The sequence below is a fragment of the Acinetobacter sp. 1000160 genome, from assembly GCF_000588715.1.
Classification (GTDB): domain Bacteria; phylum Pseudomonadota; class Gammaproteobacteria; order Pseudomonadales; family Moraxellaceae; genus Acinetobacter; species Acinetobacter courvalinii.
In genome coordinates this window covers 585,685-603,387 of record NZ_JFWP02000001.1, presented here as the reverse complement: position 1 = coordinate 603,387, position 17,703 = coordinate 585,685, and the positions used below count along the sequence as shown (strand labels likewise).

Genomic DNA, 17,703 nt, shown 5'->3' with positions numbered 1-17,703 from the left:
AAGACTAAACGATTGCTTCTGAAAAAAAGCCAAATCATTCCGTGATTTGGCCTTTTTGATTATTTAGTAAGATTTGCTACCCAAATTACACAAAACACTAAAGATTTTTTTATAATTCCTGTGATTAGTTGCTGAATTGAAATAAATCAACATGTAGAATATGGCGCATTACCTGGGAGGATATTATGGCTCTAATCTCAATGCGCCAGCTCTTGGATCACGCTGCAGAATATAACTACGGCGTACCAGCGTTTAATGTAAACAACTTAGAACAAATGCGTGCAATCATGCTCGCTGCGGATGCAACAAATTCACCTGTCATCGTGCAAGCTTCGGCTGGTGCGCGTAAATACGCAGGTGCACCTTTCTTACGTCACCTTATTTTAGCTGCGATTGAAGAGTGGCCACATATTCCAGTGGTAATGCATCAAGATCATGGTACAAGTCCAGATGTTTGCCAACGTTCGATCCAGTTGGGCTTCAGCTCAGTGATGATGGATGGTTCACTGGGTGCGGATGGTAAGACACCAACAACCTATGATTATAACGTTGATGTAACCCGTCGCGTGGTTGCAATGGCGCATGCTTGCGGTGTTTCTGTTGAAGGTGAGATTGGTTGCCTAGGTAGCCTTGAAACCGGTATGGCAGGTGAGGAAGATGGTGTAGGCGCTGAAGGCGTACTGGATCATTCTCAATTACTGACTTCTGTTGAAGAGGCGACCCAGTTCGTGGCGGATACCAATGTAGATGCTTTGGCAATTGCTGTTGGTACGTCACACGGTGCATATAAGTTTACTCGTCCACCTACAGGCGATATTCTTGCAATTGACCGTATCAAAGAAATTCATGCTGCATTGCCAAACACGCATCTTGTAATGCATGGTTCAAGCTCTGTGCCGCAAGAATGGTTAGCTGTGATTAACCAGTACGGTGGTGATATTAAAGAAACTTATGGTGTACCTGTAGATCAGCTGGTTGAAGCGATCAAACATGGTGTGCGTAAGATTAACATCGATACCGATTTACGTTTGGCTTCTACGGGTGCAATGCGTCGTATGATGGCAGAAAAACCAAGTGAATTTGATCCACGTAAATTCTTTGGCGAAACTGTTGAAGCAATGAAAGAAATCTGTGTTGCGCGTTATGAAGCATTTGGTACCGCAGGGCATGCAGACAAGATTCGTCCAATTTCTTTAGAGAAAATGGTTGATCGTTACAAATAATTTATTTGTAATGCACAAAAAATAGCGGCTAGTGCCGCTATTTTTTTTATGTCATTTTTGGAAAAATAAAATGCCAGCACATGGCTGGCATTCTACTTGAGCTTAACTTACTTTTTTTGCTGAGCTTTAGAGTCCAGGTTGGCATCTTTGATTTCAACATAAGCATTGGCGCGAAGTTCACGCATCCAGCTATCGACTTCAGTATCAAACAGACGTTCACCCAGAATTTGACGTGCCATACGTTCTTGCACTTCTTTGGTCATGTCCTGCTGGCGAGTATCGGTTACTTGCAGTATATGCCAGCCGAATTGACTCTGGAACGGTTGGCTGACTTGTCCAACTGGCGTTTCTTTCATGACTTTTTCGAATTCGGGCACCATCACACCAGGACTAACCCAGCCTAAACTACCGCCATCACGTGCCGAGCCTGTATCATTTGAATAAGTTGCGGCCAAGGTCGCGAAATCATCACCCGCTTTAGCACGTTTGTAGAGGCTATCAATCATTTGCTTAGCACGATCCAGGCTCACCACTTCAGAAGGCTGAATCAGAATGTGACGCGTCTGGTATTGTGGTACCAGTGCTTTTTGATCATTCTGTTTGCGTTCCAGTAACTTTAAGACATGTATGCCATCACGAACATTGATCAGTTCAGTTGTTTGTCCCACTTGAAGTGGGGTGATGCGCGCTGCCAGTTCAGTCGGAATCTCTGACAGTGAACGGAAGCCCATGTCCAAACCGTCGACTTTTACAGCGGCAGTCGAAAGTTTGCTGCTGATGGCTTTAGGATCATCACTGGTTGACAGTGATTGTTTAACCTGTTGAGCAACTTGCTGAGCGGCATCGGCATTGTCACCGGAAATACGCATATGAATCACGTGAACCTGTGTACCGAGTGCGGCTTGACCTTCCGGAGATTTCAGGAAGTTTTCAACATCGTGATCACTGATCTTGATACGTGACATCACTTGCTGTTGACGTAAACGGCCAATAGCAAGGTCTTCCGCAACACGGTTACGCAAGTTTTCATAAGTACCAGGTGCAATAGCGTCTAGTTTTTGCTGAAACGCTTCTAGCGAGTTGGCACCTGATTGATTGGCAACTTTCAGCACTGCAGCATTTAAGGTTTTTTCATCCGCTTTAATGCCGTAACGCTTGACCTGTTCAAGTTGGGCTTGGCGGACAATCAGTTGGTCTAAAACCTGCATTTGCAAGTACTGTTGCGGTGGAACTGTTTTGTTTTGTGCTTTTAATTGATGTTCTGTCTCAGCAACACCTTGTTCTAAATCACTTTTAAGAATGACACTATTGTCCACAATTGCCACAACCTCATCCGTTGGTTGAGCAAAGCTTTGCATTGATGAAGAAATTAGGGCTGCGAGAACAGTGGCTCTAAAGATATGTTGAAAAGGTTTTATCTTCATTAACGTTGTGTCCAAGATTGATTAATTTTGTTGAAACCTAAAACTCTATTCTCCAGAAGTGAAGCGAGCTTATTGTTTAAAGCACCAAGACCTTTTAGTGTGAATTCAGCCATAACCGCATTCTTCTTACGAACGTCTGGGGTATTTGGGTCATCCAGATCGTTATAGTAAGAACGGCCATAGACTGACACAGCCCAACAACAAGATTCGTAATTTACGCCAAGTAAATATTCGCGCATCACGTTGTTGTCGATGTCGTATTGAGCATGACCCATAATACGCCAATTGTCTTTTACAGGTTGTATAAAGGATGCAACCACTTGGTCATAAGAGTTTTGACGATCTTCAATTTTCTTTCTATAGAAATAGCCTAAGTTGTATAGATTACCTTTATCACCGGTATAGTAGGCTTGGAAATCGCGTTGTGCATTATCGCCATTTTCCATCCAGGCTGAGTTAGAGCTAATGGTAACGTTCTGATTAAGCTGGCTAGACAGACTGACAATAGGACCGGTACGGCGTTGAGTATCAAACTCATCTGGCTTTTCATTCAGGCTGACACGACGATCACTGAAATAGTAGCTTTGTCCAACACTGGCTTTGATGCGTTCAAGGCCTTCGGTATCTAAAAGGCTATAAGTTACACCGAGTGACAAGAAGTTGTTGTCATCTAAGCGGTCATGGCCATAGAAACGGTAGGGGTTAAATAGTTGATCGTAATTGATGGACGCAGAGGTCGAATCAAAGTTTGGATGATCGTCTTGCTTTCTATAAGGTGAATAAGCATAAAAAGCACGAGGTGAAATGCTTTGTAAATACTTGCCGTCTTTTTCAAAGGTCATTCCAGTAGCAAGTGTGAATTGAGGTACAACTACGGATTTCTCTTGGTTGTCAGAGCCTTGGCTTGCTTGTGCGTCTTTATCATAGAATGTGTTGATACTGCGAACAGAAGCTTCTGGTACCACATAGAACCATGATGGCGTCAGGTAGTTGTATCTGACTGCAAACTGGTTATAGATACGGGTACCGCTTGATTCCAGTGCAGAACCATCTTTAATGGATTTCTTGAAGTATGCGGTATCGTTATTAAATTCATACTGAAGACCTTGTGGGTCGCCTGTGACATAATTTAATAAGAATTGTGGCAATCGAGCATACGGTTTGTCTGCATCTTTAATGGTTTTATCCAGTGTCTGGAAGTCTTCAACTTTTAGCTGTGCTCTAAGACCAGGAATACCGTTGCCATAATTGAGTTCCCAGGCACGACGTAAATTCAGATCAGTACGGGTGTTGGGGTTGTTATTAAAGTCAGCAAAATAATCTTTATCTGATGCGTAGTTATATTCAAGATTGGTCGACCACTGGTCATCAATCTTCCAGTTGTGAATGAAGTGAAGGTCTTCACGGTCCTGATCATCATATTGATTATCTTGAGCAATATAACCACCCCAAATACGACCTGAACCGAAGTTTTCAGTCATATAGCGGAATTCGGCATCTAACTTTGCACCACGTTTGCTCATAAAGCTTGGTGTAAGCGTAAGGTCGTAATTCGGTGCAAGGTTGAGATAAACCGGCGCAGCAAGTTGAGCGCCACCATCATTACTATAGCCAAAGTTTGGGCTGAGTAAACCTGTGGTACGGCGGTCATCGATTGGGAAATTGAAATAAGGAACGGCAAGGACGGGTACATCTTTTACGTAAAATTTTGTACCACGGGTCACACCACGACCTGTATCCTGATTTAACTCAATTTCTTTGGCCTGAATCTTCCATGCCGGTTTTTGTTCTGGTGGACATGCGGTATAACTCGCATCTTTAAAAATCACCAGATTCTCATTGGCACGTTTGATCTGACTGGCATGACCATGTGCATGTTGTTGTTCTGAGATATAGAAACTGTTATTTAAATCCCCGGTCTGGGTCTTTAAATTATAGTTAATCGCATCACTTTGGGTGAGCAGGCCAGATTGCGCTAGTTGCACTCGGCCTTCGGCATTGGCATGCGTTTGAGTCGAATCAATGGTCACCTGATCGGCACGAATAGTGCGACCTTCCTGATCAATAACCACGTTGCCCTGAAGCACAGAGTCGCCCGCTGGATTGTAGTGTCCATAATCCGCTGTAATCACCGAGGTGGTTGTACTTGCATCGCCTGCCTTGGTTTCGGGATTAATCGGCGTAACCCAGGTGCCTTGGCAAAAAGAGGAGCTTAAATAGCGGTTGTCGCGCAATTGTGCTTCTGGTGCAGATTTGTCTACGTAATATTGCTGGAAAAAACTTTCTCCAGGATAACTTTCCTGGTCTTGCTGTCCTTGATTTCGAATGGCTGCTTTGAGCTGTTTGTTGTCAAGCGTAGAGACAGCATCAGCTGGTGCCGCGAAACTGGATTGAATCGAGCCGCCGCACAAGAGTGTCAAAATAGCTGTTGCTAAAGGATTAAATTTAAACTGATGTTTCATTGTCTCATTAACCAGTACGCTAATTCACAATTAATTATTGTCGCATCATAGAGAAAAAGTTGATAAGTGGCTACACTTAAGCTTTCAAAATCTCAGCTAGTTTTAGATTTTATTGCAAATGAATACACAACGTGAACAATTGATACAAACTTGGCTTCATGCCACTCTCCAATCCGATCAGTTCGAGATCAACTTTTTAGCAGGAGATGCAAGCTTTCGTCGTTATGCGCGAATCAAGTTACAAAACAAAACATATATGCTCATGGACGCGCCGCCTGAAAAAGAAGATTGTGCACCATTTGTAAATATCGATGAGTTTTTTGACCAACATGGTGTGCGTGTTCCGCATATTGTTGCCAAAGACCTGACTCAGGGTTTGTTACTACTGGAAGATTTTGGGGATGTGGTGCTATCCACCTTACTGAATGATAAGACAGTAGATGAATACTATGCGCAAAGCTTTAAACAGTTGATTGAATTGCAACAGGTGGATGGGCAGGCTCATTTACCGGCTTATTCTTATGAAAAGCTCATGACTGAAATGCGTTTACTGACCGAGTGGATGTTACCATCATTAAACATTCAACCGACAGAGCAGCAGTTGGAAACCATTGAGCAAGCGTTTGACTTTCTGGCAATTGAAGCGACTCAACAGCCACAAGTGATTGTACATCGTGATTTTCACAGTCGTAATCTGATGAAAATTGAAGGTGAACAGGAATTGGGGGTGATTGATTTTCAAGATGCGGTGATTGGTGCAGATACTTATGATCTGATTTCGATTACCCGTGATGCCTATGTGCAGTGGAATGCTGAACGTGTGTATCAATGGTTTGAAGTGTTCTATAACTTGTTGCCAGCTTCTGCCAAAGAAAATCGTAGTTTTGAGCAGTTTAAACGTGATGCCGACCTGATGGCGATTCAGCGCCATATCAAGATCTTAGGCATTTTTGTGCGTCTGTTTGAACGTGATGGTAAATCAGGCTATTTAAAAGACTTACCGCGTGTAATGTGGTACTTACTTGAAGAAAGCCAAGGCTATGATGAATTGAATGAGTTTATGCAATTTATCCGTGATGTGGTGATGCCTAAGTTTGTTGCCAAATATGGTGATTACGAGGTTGCAGCATAATGAAAGCGATGATTCTTGCCGCTGGCTTAGGTAATCGCATGCGTCCACTGACGTTGCATACACCAAAGCCGCTACTAGAAGTCGGTGGGAAACCGCTGATTGTCTGGCACATTGAAAAACTGCAGAAAATTGGTGTCACCGAAATTGTGATCAATACCGCGTGGTTAGGTGATAAGTTGGTTGCTGCGTTGGGTGATGGTTCTCAGTTTGGTGTGACGATCTTGTGGTCGCACGAAGGTGAAGGTCTGGAAACGGCAGGCGGTATCATCAATGCCTTGCCATTACTGGGTGATGAGCCTTTCATTCTGGTGAATGGGGATGTCTGGACAACGATGGACTTTTCAACGCTGTTAAATGTTCAGTTAGAAGATAAGCAGGCGCATTTGGTCTTGGTCGAAAACCCGCCTCAACATTTAAAGGGAGACTTCATCCTGGCAAATGATTTAGCTTATACTTTTGAGCAGGAGCAGTTGGGCGAAGCCTTAACCTATAGCGGTGTTGCTGTTTTAGCGCCACACATGTTTATTGGGCTAGAACATGGCAAGCGACCTTTGGCACCGTTGTTGAAAGAGGCGATGCAACAGCAGCAAGTTTCAGCAGAAAAGATGCAGGCCGTCTGGGTCGACGTCGGGACACCTGAGCGTCTAGAACAGCTTGATCAGCAGATCAAGCAAGGTGCGTTTGCATAATAAAAATTGCTTTGTCTATCTTGGATTTGCCTAAGAAAAGACAAAAACTTAATGGATTATGCAGTTTATCATGTCTGTAAATGATTAACTGCATAATCGTTCAACAAGTCCTACTGTGCCTTGTATCAGAAATCGGTATACTGCACAGCAAATTTATCGAGATGTTGCACTGTTATGCATCCTTTTTTTCAAGAATTAAAGCAAGGTAGTCAAGCTCTGGGTCTGAACCTGAGTGAGGACGTCCTAACACTCTTATTGAAATATCAAGATGCGCTGGTGCTGTGGAATAAGGCCTATAATTTAACGGCGATTCGTGACCCGAAGGAAATGCTGGTTAAACATTTATTAGATAGCTTAAGTATCCTGAATGATTTACCACAAGGTCGTTTATTAGATGTAGGGACTGGCGGTGGAATGCCGGGCATGATCATTGCATTATGTCAGCCAGAACGTGCTTGCGTGCTGCTGGATTCGAACGGGAAAAAGATCCGGTTCCTGAAGCAGTTTATTGCTGATTTGAAACTGCAAAATGTCATTGCCGTTCAGACACGTGTTGAAAATGAAGAGAGTATTGGTGAGCTTGGTCAGTTCGATGTCATTACAAGTCGCGCATTTGCGTCTTTGACTGACTTTGTCGATGCAGCACAACCATATATGCATGAGCAGAGTATTATTGCTGCAATGAAAGGCTTGATTCCAGCTGATGAAATTGAGCAAATGAAAAATGAGTATTCATGTAAGATCATTGAACTTCGTGTCCCGAGATTAGATGAACAACGTCATTTACTTTTACTTCAACGTATTCAATAAAAATATTAAGGGTAATCATGGCTCAAATTATTGCGATTGCAAACCAAAAAGGTGGTGTAGGGAAAACCACGACAGCAGTCAATCTTGCTGCCTCTTTGGCGATCTTGAAAAAACGTGTCTTGTTGGTTGATATGGACTCACAAGGGAATGCCACCATGGGGTCGGGCATTCAAAAGAATGATTTACTGTATTCGGTGACAGATGTGTTGCTGGGTGAAGTGCCGATTGAAACTGCGATTCAAAAAGCAGAAGTCGGTTATAAGGTTTTAGGTGCGAACCGTGAACTTGCTGGGGTAGAACTGGCAATTGCAGAGCAGGAAGGGCGTGAATTCATTCTGAAAAACGCACTGCAAGAAGTCGCTTCTGCTTTTGACTATATTATTGTTGATTGCGCACCAAGCTTAAGTCTGATTACGGTCAATGCTTTGGCTGCCGTGAATGGCGTGATTATTCCAATGCAATGTGAGTACTATGCACTGGAAGGCTTGGCTGACCTGACACAGACCATTGATCGTATACAAAAAGCCCTGAATCCAAACTTGGAAATTGTAGGGGTATTACGTACCATGTATGACGCTCGTAACGCATTGACACGTGATGTCTCTGCCGAGTTAGAGCAATATTTTGGTAAAAAGCTATACGAGACCGTGATTCCGCGGAATATCCGTTTGGCGGAAGCGCCAGCTCATGGTTTACCTGTGATCTATTTTGAGAAAAGCTCTAAAGGCGCAGTTTCATATTTGAATCTCGCTGCAGAAATATTGAAGAAAAGTAAAGTGAAAAAAGGAAGTGCTGTATGAGCATCAAAAAACGCGGATTGGCTAAAGGTCGTGGTTTAGATGCGCTATTAGGTTCAATTCAGAAAGAGAAATTGCAACTTGAAGCACAGGCCTTGGACCATGGTCAACTCAAGCAGATTGATGTCAATTTATTAAAGCGTGGTGAATATCAGCCACGTCGCTTTATTCATGAACAAGATCTACAAGAGCTTGCAGCATCGATTGAAAAACATGGTGTCATGCAACCGATTGTGATTCGTCCTGTTGAGGATGAGCAGCATCCATACGAAATTATTGCCGGTGAGCGTCGTTGGCGCGCGGCGCAATTGGCAGGTCTGACTGAAATTCCGGCAATTGTCCGTGATCTGAACGATCAGGTGGCGATTGCCCTGGCGTTAATTGAAAACATTCAGCGTCAGGATTTAAATCCAATTGATCAGGCAATGGCTCTACAGCGTTTCCATGATGAGTTTGGTTTAAGCCATCAGGAAATTGCCGATACTGTCGGTAAGGCACGTACCACGGTCAGTAATTTACTGCGTCTTTTGAGCCTTGCAGATCCGATTAAAGACCTGATGCAACAGGGTCAAATCGATATGGGACATGCACGTGCTATTCTTGCGTTAAAAACCAAAGACCAGATTTCAGTGGCGCAAATCGTGATTGAAAAAGGTTTATCGGTACGTCAAACTGAACAGTTAGTACGTGAGTGGAGTGAACCAAAACCTGAAAAGGAAAAGGCGCAGCTTTCTCCTGACATTGAACAATTGACCCAGAAACTCTCAGAGCGTTTCGGAGCAAATGTCAAAATTGACCATAACCAGAAAGGTAAAGGAAAAATGGTCATTCACTATCACTCATTGGATGAGTTGGATGGAATCCTCAATATTTGTTTACCTAACTAATATTTAGGATACGTCCTTTTATATTTTAAATATTATTGGGGAATAATATGTGGGAACTTGTGAAAGCGGGTGGCTGGTTAATGCTGCCCCTTATTCTGTCATCAATTTTTACGGTTGCGATTACGATTGAACGCTATATTCGTTTAAAGCGATCACAAGTTTTACCTCAGGCCTTACTGGTCAATGCAACAGATGCTGACACGGTAATTGTCCAGCTTGAGCAAGATGAAGCTTTAAAAAGTCCACTCGGACGTATCTTAAAAGCAGGTTATGATCATCAGGCACAAGGTGAACAATTTGCACGTGCGCAAATGGAAGCAACTGCTTCACAAGAGATCGGCGCACTCGAAAAAAATATTAATTTTCTTGGGACTTTAAGTGCAATTGCACCTTTACTGGGGTTGCTGGGTACGGTGCTGGGAATTATCGAATCTTTCCTGGTAATTGATGTGGGTTCTGCAGGTAATGCCAGCATGATGATGCCCGGCATTTCAAAAGCATTGATTACGACCGCAGTGGGGATGCTGATTGCGATTCCTGCCATGATTGCCTATCGTTATTTTCAACGTGTCGTGCATGAATATATTGCAGAGCTGGAACAGCAATCGACTTTGTTTCATGCTGCGCTTTTCTATAAAAAAGCGTCTCTTTTACAAGAACACCGTCGCGCAAGCTGAGCCGGGGTGGCATCATGAAATTTAAACGTTCTCAAGTTGAAGATATTCATATTAATTTGACACCAATGATTGACTGTTTGTTATTTATTTTGGTGTTTTTATTATTATCCACGACTTTTAGTCAGCAAAGTCGTATAAATCTGACACTGCCTGATGCACAAGGTGTTCCGCCTAAACAGTTCGATCATAAAATTGAAATCATGGTAGACTCCACAGGGCATTATTCTGTGAATGGTCAGGCTTTATCCAGTAAAGATATTGCTGATTTAAGTACGGCCATCAAGCAGGTGGCACAAGATCGTCGCGATTTGATGTTTATTATTGCTGCTGATGCAAAAGCCACTCATCAAGATGTGATTCGGGTGATGGATGTGGCTGGGCAGCTCGGCTTCGTAAACGTCAATATCAGCACTAAAGTTCCAACTAGAGGTTTTACTGAGTGAATCAAGATTTTAAGGTTTATGTCCGCTTAATATCATATTTAAAATCTTATTGGGGCGTTGCCTTATTTGTCTTGCTTGGTTTTGGTATCAATGCTGCCACAGAAGTCTCTGTGGCAAAGTTGCTGAAATACATTATCGATGCAATTCAAAATGGTAGTCGAGAGAATCTGGACTGGTTTCCTGCGCTGATTGTCTTGCTTATGTTTTTCCGTGGCGTGGGTTTGTTCCTCGGTGGATATTTCTCTGCGGTGATTTCACGGAGTCTGGTATTCAGTATTCGTCAGGAAGTCTATGCAAAGCTTTTAAGACTGCCAGCTCAGTATTATCTCGATAACAGTGCCGGTCATATCAGTGCAAAGCTGATGTATAACGTTGAGCAGCTTACCGCAGCGTCCTCTGAGTCTTTGCAGACCTTGATTAAAGACGGTTTGATTGTTCTTGGCCTGTTGAGTTATTTACTTTATACCAACTGGCGTTTAACCCTGTGCATCGTGGTTTTCATGCCGTTTATTGGTATTCTGGTTAGAATCGCATCGAAGAAGATGCGTAAGCTCTCGATTCAGGTACAAAATACCATGGGCGATGTAAACCATGTGGTACAGGAGACCATTACTGCAAACTCAGTGGTAAAGAGCTTTACCGGCGAAGAGTTTGAGCAGAAGCGTTTTTATAAGTCTTCTGAGGAAAACTTACGTCGCGGCCTGAAAATGGTTGTGGTGCAAAATATTAACAGTCCAATCATTCAGCTGTTGTTGTCGATGGCGATGGCAATCATCCTCTGGTTGGCACTCCGTCCACAGGTGTTTGGCGATACCTCTGCGGGTGAATTTATTTCATTCATTACCGCTGCGGGTTTGATCTCTAAACCGGTCAAGAATTTGACCGATATCAATGAAAAATTGCAACGTGGTCTGGCTGCAGCACACTCGGTATTTGAGTTATTGGATTTACCTGAAGAAGTGAATAATGGTCAGTTGAAGCCAGTTTTAAAAGGCAATATTCAATTTGATCATGCCAATTTACGTTATGAAGATGGTACCCATGCAATTAAAGATTTGTCTTTAACCATTAAGGCAGGACAGACGGTCGCGCTGGTGGGGCGTTCTGGTGCGGGTAAAACCTCATTGGTTAACATGTTGCCACGTTTTCAAGAGTTGAGCGAAGGTCAGATTTATTATGATGGCATTGCGGTCGAAGAAATTGAGCTGGCTTATTTACGCTCTCAAATTGCCACAGTGAATCAGCAGGTTGTACTATTTAACCGTTCAGTACGTGACAATATTGCCTATGGTCAATTACAGGATTCAAGTGATGAACAGGTGATTGCGGCCGCAAAAGCAGCCTATGCCCATGACTTCATCATGAATCTGCCACAAGGCTATGACACCATTCTGGGGGCGCAGGGCTTAAACCTTTCTGGTGGTCAGCGTCAACGTATTGCGATTGCCCGTGCGATTCTTAAAGATTCGCCAATCTTGATTCTTGATGAAGCAACCAGTGCACTGGATAATGAGTCTGAATATTTTATCCAGCAAGCATTTGACGAAGCAATGCAGGGGCGTACCACGATTGTGATTGCCCATCGTTTATCCACCGTTGAGAATGCCGATCTGATTGTGGTAATGGATAAAGGCCAGATTATTGAGCAAGGTACCCACGCTGAGCTGTTGGCCAAGCATGGTATGTATTATCAATTACATCAACGCAATTTTGAGGAAGACTAAGCATGTCGATGGCGCAACGTATACAGGATGCTTGGAATGAACAGGCTTCATGGTTGGTGGTGTTGCGCCCACTGTCATGGTTGTATCGATTGGGCTTCTGTACCAATCAGGCACTTTACAAAAGTGGATTAAAAAAGGTCTATAAAGCCCCCGTTCCGGTCATGGTGATTGGTAATATCACGGTCGGTGGTAGCGGCAAAACCCCTTTGCTGATCCAGTTGGTCAAATACTTGCAACAGCAGGGTGTTCGGGTCGGCGTGATTAGTCGGGGTTATGGCGCTGAAGGCCCATTTCCGCTTTTGGTTAGCCAAACATCCGAACCAGATATTGCTGGTGATGAACCTTGTCTGATCGTCCAGTCGACTCAGGTACCTATGGCTGTTGGTCCCAATCGACAGGCTGCAATTGAACTCTTACTGAAAAATCAGCAGATTGATCTGATTATTAGTGATGATGGTTTACAGCATTGGGCTCTAGCTCGCGATATAGAATGGATTGTGCTGGATCAGCATCGTGGTCTGGGCAATGAGAAACTGTTGCCGGAAGGTTATTTAAGAGAACCTAAATCTCGCTTAAACCACAGTACGGTGATTGAACATACCAAAGCGGCACAACCTCGGCAGAATATGCATCTGGAAGTGGGCCAGCCTTATCTGCTAAATCCTCATATGAATACACCTTGGTTTGAGCCAAAACAGTATTTTAATGCGGTGGTCGGTATTGGTTTTCCCCAACGGTTTTACCAGACATTGAATAAGCTCGGGGTTGATCAGTATCAGGCGCATGAATTTCCAGATCATCATGATTATGAAATCGCTGATTTGAGCTTTGATAATCCAGATGCGATCATCACCACTGAAAAGGATGCCGTAAAATTTAAGGCATTATTAAAGCAACACCCTGAATTTAATATTCCGATCTGGGTGGTCCCCGTCGAAGCCGTATTATCGCCTGACTGTTATGAGTTGTTAAAACAGCAATTAAAACAGGTTGGCATTCAAATTTCTTAGAGATCTATCATGAAGCATATTGTTATTCCTGCTCGTTTTGCGAGCTCTCGTTTGCCAGGAAAACCCTTACTCCTGATTCATGGCCGACCGATGATTTTGCGTGTGGTGGATCAGGCGAAAAAAGTTGCTGGTTTTGATGATTTGTGTGTTGCAACAGACGATCCGCGTATTGCAGCAGTCTGTCAGGCAGAAGGCGTAGATGTGGTTCTAACCCATCCTGAACATCCCTCTGGTACCGATCGTTTAAGTGAGGTTGCGCGGATTAAGGGGTGGGCAGCAGATGATGTGATTGTCAATGTACAAGGGGATGAACCTTTATTGCCAGCTCAACTGGTACAGCAGGTCACACAGCTTTTGCTTGATCATCCGCAATGCTCAATGTCGACCTTGTGTGAACCGATTCATCAGTTAGATGAATTTCAACGTGACAGCATTGTCAAAGTGGTGATGAATAAGCGTAATGAGGCGCTTTATTTCAGTCGTGCGACTATTCCTTACGATCGTGATGGTGCCAAGCAAGCTGTCGCCGCATTACATACCCAGGCATTCCGCCATTTAGGTTTATATGCTTACCGTGTGAAATTGTTACAAGAATATGTGACGTGGGAACAGGGTAATCTGGAAAAGCTGGAAAGCCTTGAGCAATTACGGGTTTTGGAAAATGGCCATCGTATTGCCATTGATGTCGCGGAAGCGAATTTACCCCCGGGCGTAGACACACAGGCAGATTTAGATCGTCTCAATACTCTACCTGTGAGTGCATTTGAATAAGATGATGGTCGATACACACAAACAAACCCTTTACCCTTGGCATGCACAGACATGGCAACTGCTCAGTACAAGATTTCCTCATCTTGGACATGGGCTACTGTTTTATGGCAAACAAGGCTGCGCCAAAAAAGAGTTTGCAGAACGTTTTGTCGCTTGGGTGCTTTGTTTAAATAAACAGGCGCAAGCGGCTTGTGGTGAATGTACTAGCTGTCAGTGGCTGAAATCGGATACGCATCCGAATTATGTACATATCACCACAGACGAAGAAAATAAAAAACAAAATGCAAAAATCAAAATCGAGAAAATACGCGACCTACTGCCATTTGTGCAACAAACCGGGGAAGGCTGGCGTGTTGTGGTCATCGAGCCTGCCGAAGCCTTAAACACGGCTTCGGCAAATGCTTTATTGAAAACACTGGAAGAACCCGGCGAGCGCGTTGTATTAATTTTACTTGCTGATCATTATCTGAAATTACCCGCTACCATTCGCAGTCGATTACAGCATTTTGCGTTAGATCGTTTAACGCTTGAGGATGCGCAGACTTTTGTCAAACAGCAAATTCCAGAAATTTCATCGCAACAAGTGTCATTATTATTAAATCTTGCCAATGATATGCCGCTGACCGCGATTGAAATTGAAAAAAGTGACTGGCTACAGAAACGTACTCTCTTTCTTGCCGACTGGCTGAAGTTGGTTGCGGAAAAAAACATGCCTTTGCATTACTCAAATAAGTGGTCGAAAGAGCTCAGTTTTTCAGAGTTTTTGACCATGTTTGAATATCTGCTGGGGGATTTGGTGAGTTTGAAACTCAACCAGACACTTAAGAATGATGATCTGGATTTTAGTCAGCTGGTTGAGTGTTACAACCTTGAGCAGCTGTTTACCATCTATTCTGACTTGCAACAGAAAAAGCGCATGGTTGAGCAGAATGTTCAAACACAACTGGTCATGGATGAGTTGTTTATTCAGCTCATGAATGTGGCTTGAGTTTATCTAAATCATTCTGCTGGTTTCTGATCTGAGTAAAACAGCAGGGTAAAGGAAATGTTTGAAAATAAATGCCTTATCCTGCTTGGCGAGATTTATATAAAAATTGTATCTAAAATGTACATTGCTCTTTAATCCTTGATCAAAAAAGAATATAAAATGTGAAACACTTCACAATAATATTAAAAAATAAGGAATATCGAGATGAAAAACAAATCTATCGCGATTGCATTGTCTTGTATGCTTTTACCAGCTATGGCAATGGCTGAACCCAAGTTCGTTTCAAATATTAATGGGTCGTCTTTTCAGATTAATGCCTCCAATACAGGGTCACAGGCTTACGAATGTGTGTACAGTTATTCTTTTAATCATGTCCGAGGTTCAGGCGTCAGTCAGTTTAGTGGCAAATTCTATATTGAAGCCGGAGCCAATAATATTTCGGTCATTGCCAGAAATACTGATCAAATGATCAGTAAGTTAGACTTTGATTATAAGTGTACTGAAAAATAAACCACTTTATTTTGCATGATTGAATTGAAAACCGCTGATGACAGCGGTTTTTTAATCAAGCCCTTAAATTTCTTGTCATTTCTTTTCGATTGTCATCTATTCTAAACCAAGCGCGTGCATGATTCGGCAAGCGGTAAATAAATTTCATTTTCTGTATTTAAAACACAATTTTCCTAAACATCATTTGTTGTTTGCTGGATTGTTTTCTATAATTCAGTCATAAAAGACGTATACATATTAAATGAACGAAGATGAAAGATGATGCTATAAATCCGATAAATATCGTTTGAAGTTTTATAGATAAATCGCAAGTACACGTTCTGTATTTTAATGATTTAGTATTGAACAGGGGAAAGTTATGCAACCACAAATGATGGGCGGAATTATACAGGTCAATATTCCAGACAAAGCGACCTTACAATCCAGCTATATGCCTTTTGTCCAAGGCGGTGGTTTATTTGTGCCAACCAAGCAGGCAGTAAAAATGGGACAGGAGGTTTTTGTACTGGCCACATTGCCGGAACAAGCGCAAAAGATTCCATTAACCGGAAAAGTGATCTGGATTTCGCATAAACAGACGCATTTTAAGCCACAAGGTTTTGCCATACAGCTCGCAGGTGAAAAAGGCGTGTATTATAAAAATGAAGCTGAGAAATTGCTGGCGGGATCTAAAGGTCTGGATCGCCCAAGTTATACCATGTAGTAATGAAGTAAATAGGATAGAAGAGTGTTTGTTGATACGCATTGCCATTTAACCATGCTGGATTTAAGTCCTTATCAAGGCGACTTGGATCAGGCACTGGAACAAGCCCGTCTTGCTGGTGTGTCGAAATTCATGGGAATTTCGGTTGATCTTGAAGATCATGTCAAGCTGGCAGAAATTGCTGCCCGCCATAAAGACGTTGGCTATTCGGTGGGTGTTCATCCCTGCGAGGATGAACAGGTCATGGCGCGTGCAACAACAGACTATCTGGTCAATCTGGCCCAGTCCGATAAAGTATGGGCTTTGGGTGAAACCGGTCTGGACTATTATCACAGCACGGATTTTGTTGAAGAACAGAAACGTTGCTTTGCGCGACACATTGAAGCTTCAAAAATCGTAAAAAAACCTGTGGTTGTGCATACCCGTGCAGCCAAGCACGATACCATTGATATTATTCGTGCAGAGCAGTCTACACATGGTATTTTGCATTGTTTTACCGAGGATTGGGAAACAGCAAAAGCCGTTCTGGATTGTGGTTATTATATTTCTTTCTCCGGAATTGTTTCTTTTAAAAATGCGCAGGATTTGCGTGATGTGGCTAAACAGGTACCGCTTGATCGCTTGCTCATCGAAACGGATAGTCCTTACTTAGCACCAGTGCCTTATCGCGGTAAAAGCAATGAACCGAAATATGTTCCTTTTGTAGCAAAAGCATTAAGTGATGTATATGATAAATCGGTTGAAGAGATTGGCATGATTACAACACAAAATTTTGAAAATCTCTTAAATTTGAAATAAACGGTTTTTGTTGTACTAGGAAAGAGAGTTATTACGTGAAAATGGATCGTCAAGCTCAGTTTAGAGCACGAGAAGTATTAATTTTTCAAATCGCGGAGCAACTCCTATTAGAAAATGGTGAGGCAGGCATGACGCTGGATGCGCTGGCTGCCGAGCTGGATCTTGCAAAGGGCACGTTATATAAGCACTTTCAAAGTAAAGATGAACTCTATATGTTGCTGATTATTCGTAATGAGCGCATGTTGCTGGAAATGATTCAGGATACCGAAAAAGCATTTCCTGAACATCTGGCTTTCTTTATGTTGCACCATCTACATCACCCAGAGCGTACTGCGCTCTTCCATCAGATCGAAGAGCGGCTTTCTACCACGGGACAAGGTATTCAATTATTATTCAGTGAATTATATAAAGTGCGTAGACAGCGTCTGCGTATCATTATCCGTATGACGGAAAGTTATTTACTGGATATAAACAGTACCATGACGACACGTGATTATCTTGCTTCAATCTGGTCTCTGACCTATGGTGCAGCGGTGATTCTGAATTCGAGTTTTTATCAACGCTATTTAGGTTCTCGAGACACTTTACGTGTTGCTTATATTGAGCAGGCTTTGGCATTGCCGAAGCTGGTCGAACCTGTTCTTGCATAGTTGAA

The 17,703-nt window shown here is 42.8% G+C and carries 18 protein-coding genes; 16 read left to right on the top strand and 2 right to left on the bottom strand.

Features of this window, described 5'->3' with window-relative positions; translation table 11 throughout:
• The first annotated feature begins 185 nt into the window (after positions 1-185).
• Entirely contained in the window at positions 186-1,223 is a 1,038-nt protein-coding gene (fba, locus tag J699_RS15435; protein ID WP_005230849.1) for a class II fructose-bisphosphate aldolase, read from the top strand.
• A 107-nt stretch (positions 1,224-1,330) separates the two neighbouring features.
• Here fba and J699_RS15440 read toward each other — a convergent pair whose 3' ends face one another.
• Together J699_RS15440 and J699_RS15445 are read right to left on the bottom strand one after the other, a co-directional pair.
• A complete protein-coding gene (locus J699_RS15440) occupies positions 1,331-2,647 on the bottom strand; it encodes a peptidylprolyl isomerase (protein ID WP_005286291.1) in 1,317 nt (438 codons plus the stop codon).
• Complete coding sequence (locus tag J699_RS15445) at positions 2,647-5,109, bottom strand: LPS-assembly protein LptD (RefSeq protein ID WP_032869396.1); 2,463 nt, start codon at positions 5,107-5,109, stop codon at positions 2,647-2,649. Before J699_RS15445 ends, J699_RS15440 begins: the two co-directional genes overlap by 1 nt.
• Positions 5,110-5,227: 118 nt before the next feature.
• Between J699_RS15445 and J699_RS15450 the strand changes: the two genes are divergently transcribed.
• The 15 genes from J699_RS15450 to J699_RS15520 all read left to right on the top strand — a co-directional run bounded on the left by J699_RS15450 (position 5,228) and on the right by J699_RS15520 (position 17,698).
• The gene (locus J699_RS15450) at positions 5,228-6,241 is read left to right on the top strand and encodes an aminoglycoside phosphotransferase family protein (protein ID WP_032869398.1); all 1,014 of its coding nucleotides are present in this window, start codon (positions 5,228-5,230) and stop codon (positions 6,239-6,241) included.
• Positions 6,241-6,930: an N-acetylmuramate alpha-1-phosphate uridylyltransferase MurU gene (murU, locus tag J699_RS15455; protein WP_032882695.1), complete on the top strand. Its 690-nt coding sequence runs from the start codon at positions 6,241-6,243 to the stop codon at positions 6,928-6,930. Before J699_RS15450 ends, murU begins: the two co-directional genes overlap by 1 nt.
• Positions 6,931-7,104: 174 nt before the next feature.
• Positions 7,105-7,740 (top strand): 16S rRNA (guanine(527)-N(7))-methyltransferase RsmG, encoded by a 636-nt coding sequence (gene rsmG / locus J699_RS15460; protein ID WP_032869402.1) that lies wholly within the window; start codon positions 7,105-7,107, stop codon positions 7,738-7,740.
• Positions 7,741-7,757: 17 nt separating this feature from the next.
• Positions 7,758-8,540, top strand: a complete 783-nt coding sequence (locus J699_RS15465; RefSeq protein WP_005230839.1) for a ParA family protein — start codon at positions 7,758-7,760, stop codon at positions 8,538-8,540.
• Positions 8,537-9,424 (top strand): ParB/RepB/Spo0J family partition protein, encoded by an 888-nt coding sequence (locus J699_RS15470; protein ID WP_032869404.1) that lies wholly within the window; start codon positions 8,537-8,539, stop codon positions 9,422-9,424. The genes J699_RS15465 and J699_RS15470 overlap by 4 nt, the downstream gene beginning before the upstream one ends.
• A 47-nt stretch (positions 9,425-9,471) precedes the next feature.
• Positions 9,472-10,101: a MotA/TolQ/ExbB proton channel family protein gene (locus J699_RS15475; protein ID WP_032869406.1), complete on the top strand. Its 630-nt coding sequence runs from the start codon at positions 9,472-9,474 to the stop codon at positions 10,099-10,101.
• Between the two features lie 14 nt (positions 10,102-10,115).
• On the top strand, positions 10,116-10,544 hold the full coding sequence (locus tag J699_RS15480) for an ExbD/TolR family protein (RefSeq protein WP_005230836.1): 429 nt from the start codon (positions 10,116-10,118) through the stop codon (positions 10,542-10,544).
• Positions 10,541-12,268 carry a lipid A export permease/ATP-binding protein MsbA gene (gene msbA / locus J699_RS15485; protein ID WP_009512732.1) on the top strand — a complete coding sequence of 576 codons (1,728 nt, stop codon included), beginning with the start codon at positions 10,541-10,543 and terminating at the stop codon, positions 12,266-12,268. The genes J699_RS15480 and msbA overlap by 4 nt, the downstream gene beginning before the upstream one ends.
• Before the next feature lie 2 nt (positions 12,269-12,270).
• On the top strand, positions 12,271-13,278 hold the full coding sequence (lpxK, locus tag J699_RS15490; protein WP_032869408.1) for a tetraacyldisaccharide 4'-kinase: 1,008 nt from the start codon (positions 12,271-12,273) through the stop codon (positions 13,276-13,278).
• A gap of 9 nt (positions 13,279-13,287) precedes the next feature.
• The gene (gene kdsB, locus J699_RS15495) at positions 13,288-14,049 is read left to right on the top strand and encodes a 3-deoxy-manno-octulosonate cytidylyltransferase (RefSeq protein WP_005230832.1); all 762 of its coding nucleotides are present in this window, start codon (positions 13,288-13,290) and stop codon (positions 14,047-14,049) included.
• Positions 14,050-14,053: 4 nt separating this feature from the next.
• On the top strand, positions 14,054-15,037 hold the full coding sequence (locus J699_RS15500) for a DNA polymerase III subunit delta' (RefSeq protein ID WP_032869756.1): 984 nt from the start codon (positions 14,054-14,056) through the stop codon (positions 15,035-15,037).
• 204 nt (positions 15,038-15,241) lie between these two features.
• Positions 15,242-15,547: a hypothetical protein gene (locus tag J699_RS15505; RefSeq protein WP_032869410.1), complete on the top strand. Its 306-nt coding sequence runs from the start codon at positions 15,242-15,244 to the stop codon at positions 15,545-15,547.
• A 358-nt stretch (positions 15,548-15,905) separates the two neighbouring features.
• A complete protein-coding gene (locus tag J699_RS15510) occupies positions 15,906-16,250 on the top strand; it encodes a PilZ domain-containing protein (RefSeq protein ID WP_005230829.1) in 345 nt (114 codons plus the stop codon).
• A gap of 24 nt (positions 16,251-16,274) precedes the next feature.
• A complete protein-coding gene (locus J699_RS15515; protein WP_032869412.1) occupies positions 16,275-17,048 on the top strand; it encodes a TatD family hydrolase in 774 nt (257 codons plus the stop codon).
• A gap of 41 nt (positions 17,049-17,089) precedes the next feature.
• Entirely contained in the window at positions 17,090-17,698 is a 609-nt protein-coding gene (locus J699_RS15520) for a TetR/AcrR family transcriptional regulator (protein ID WP_005230824.1), read from the top strand.
• Positions 17,699-17,703 lie beyond the last annotated feature (5 nt).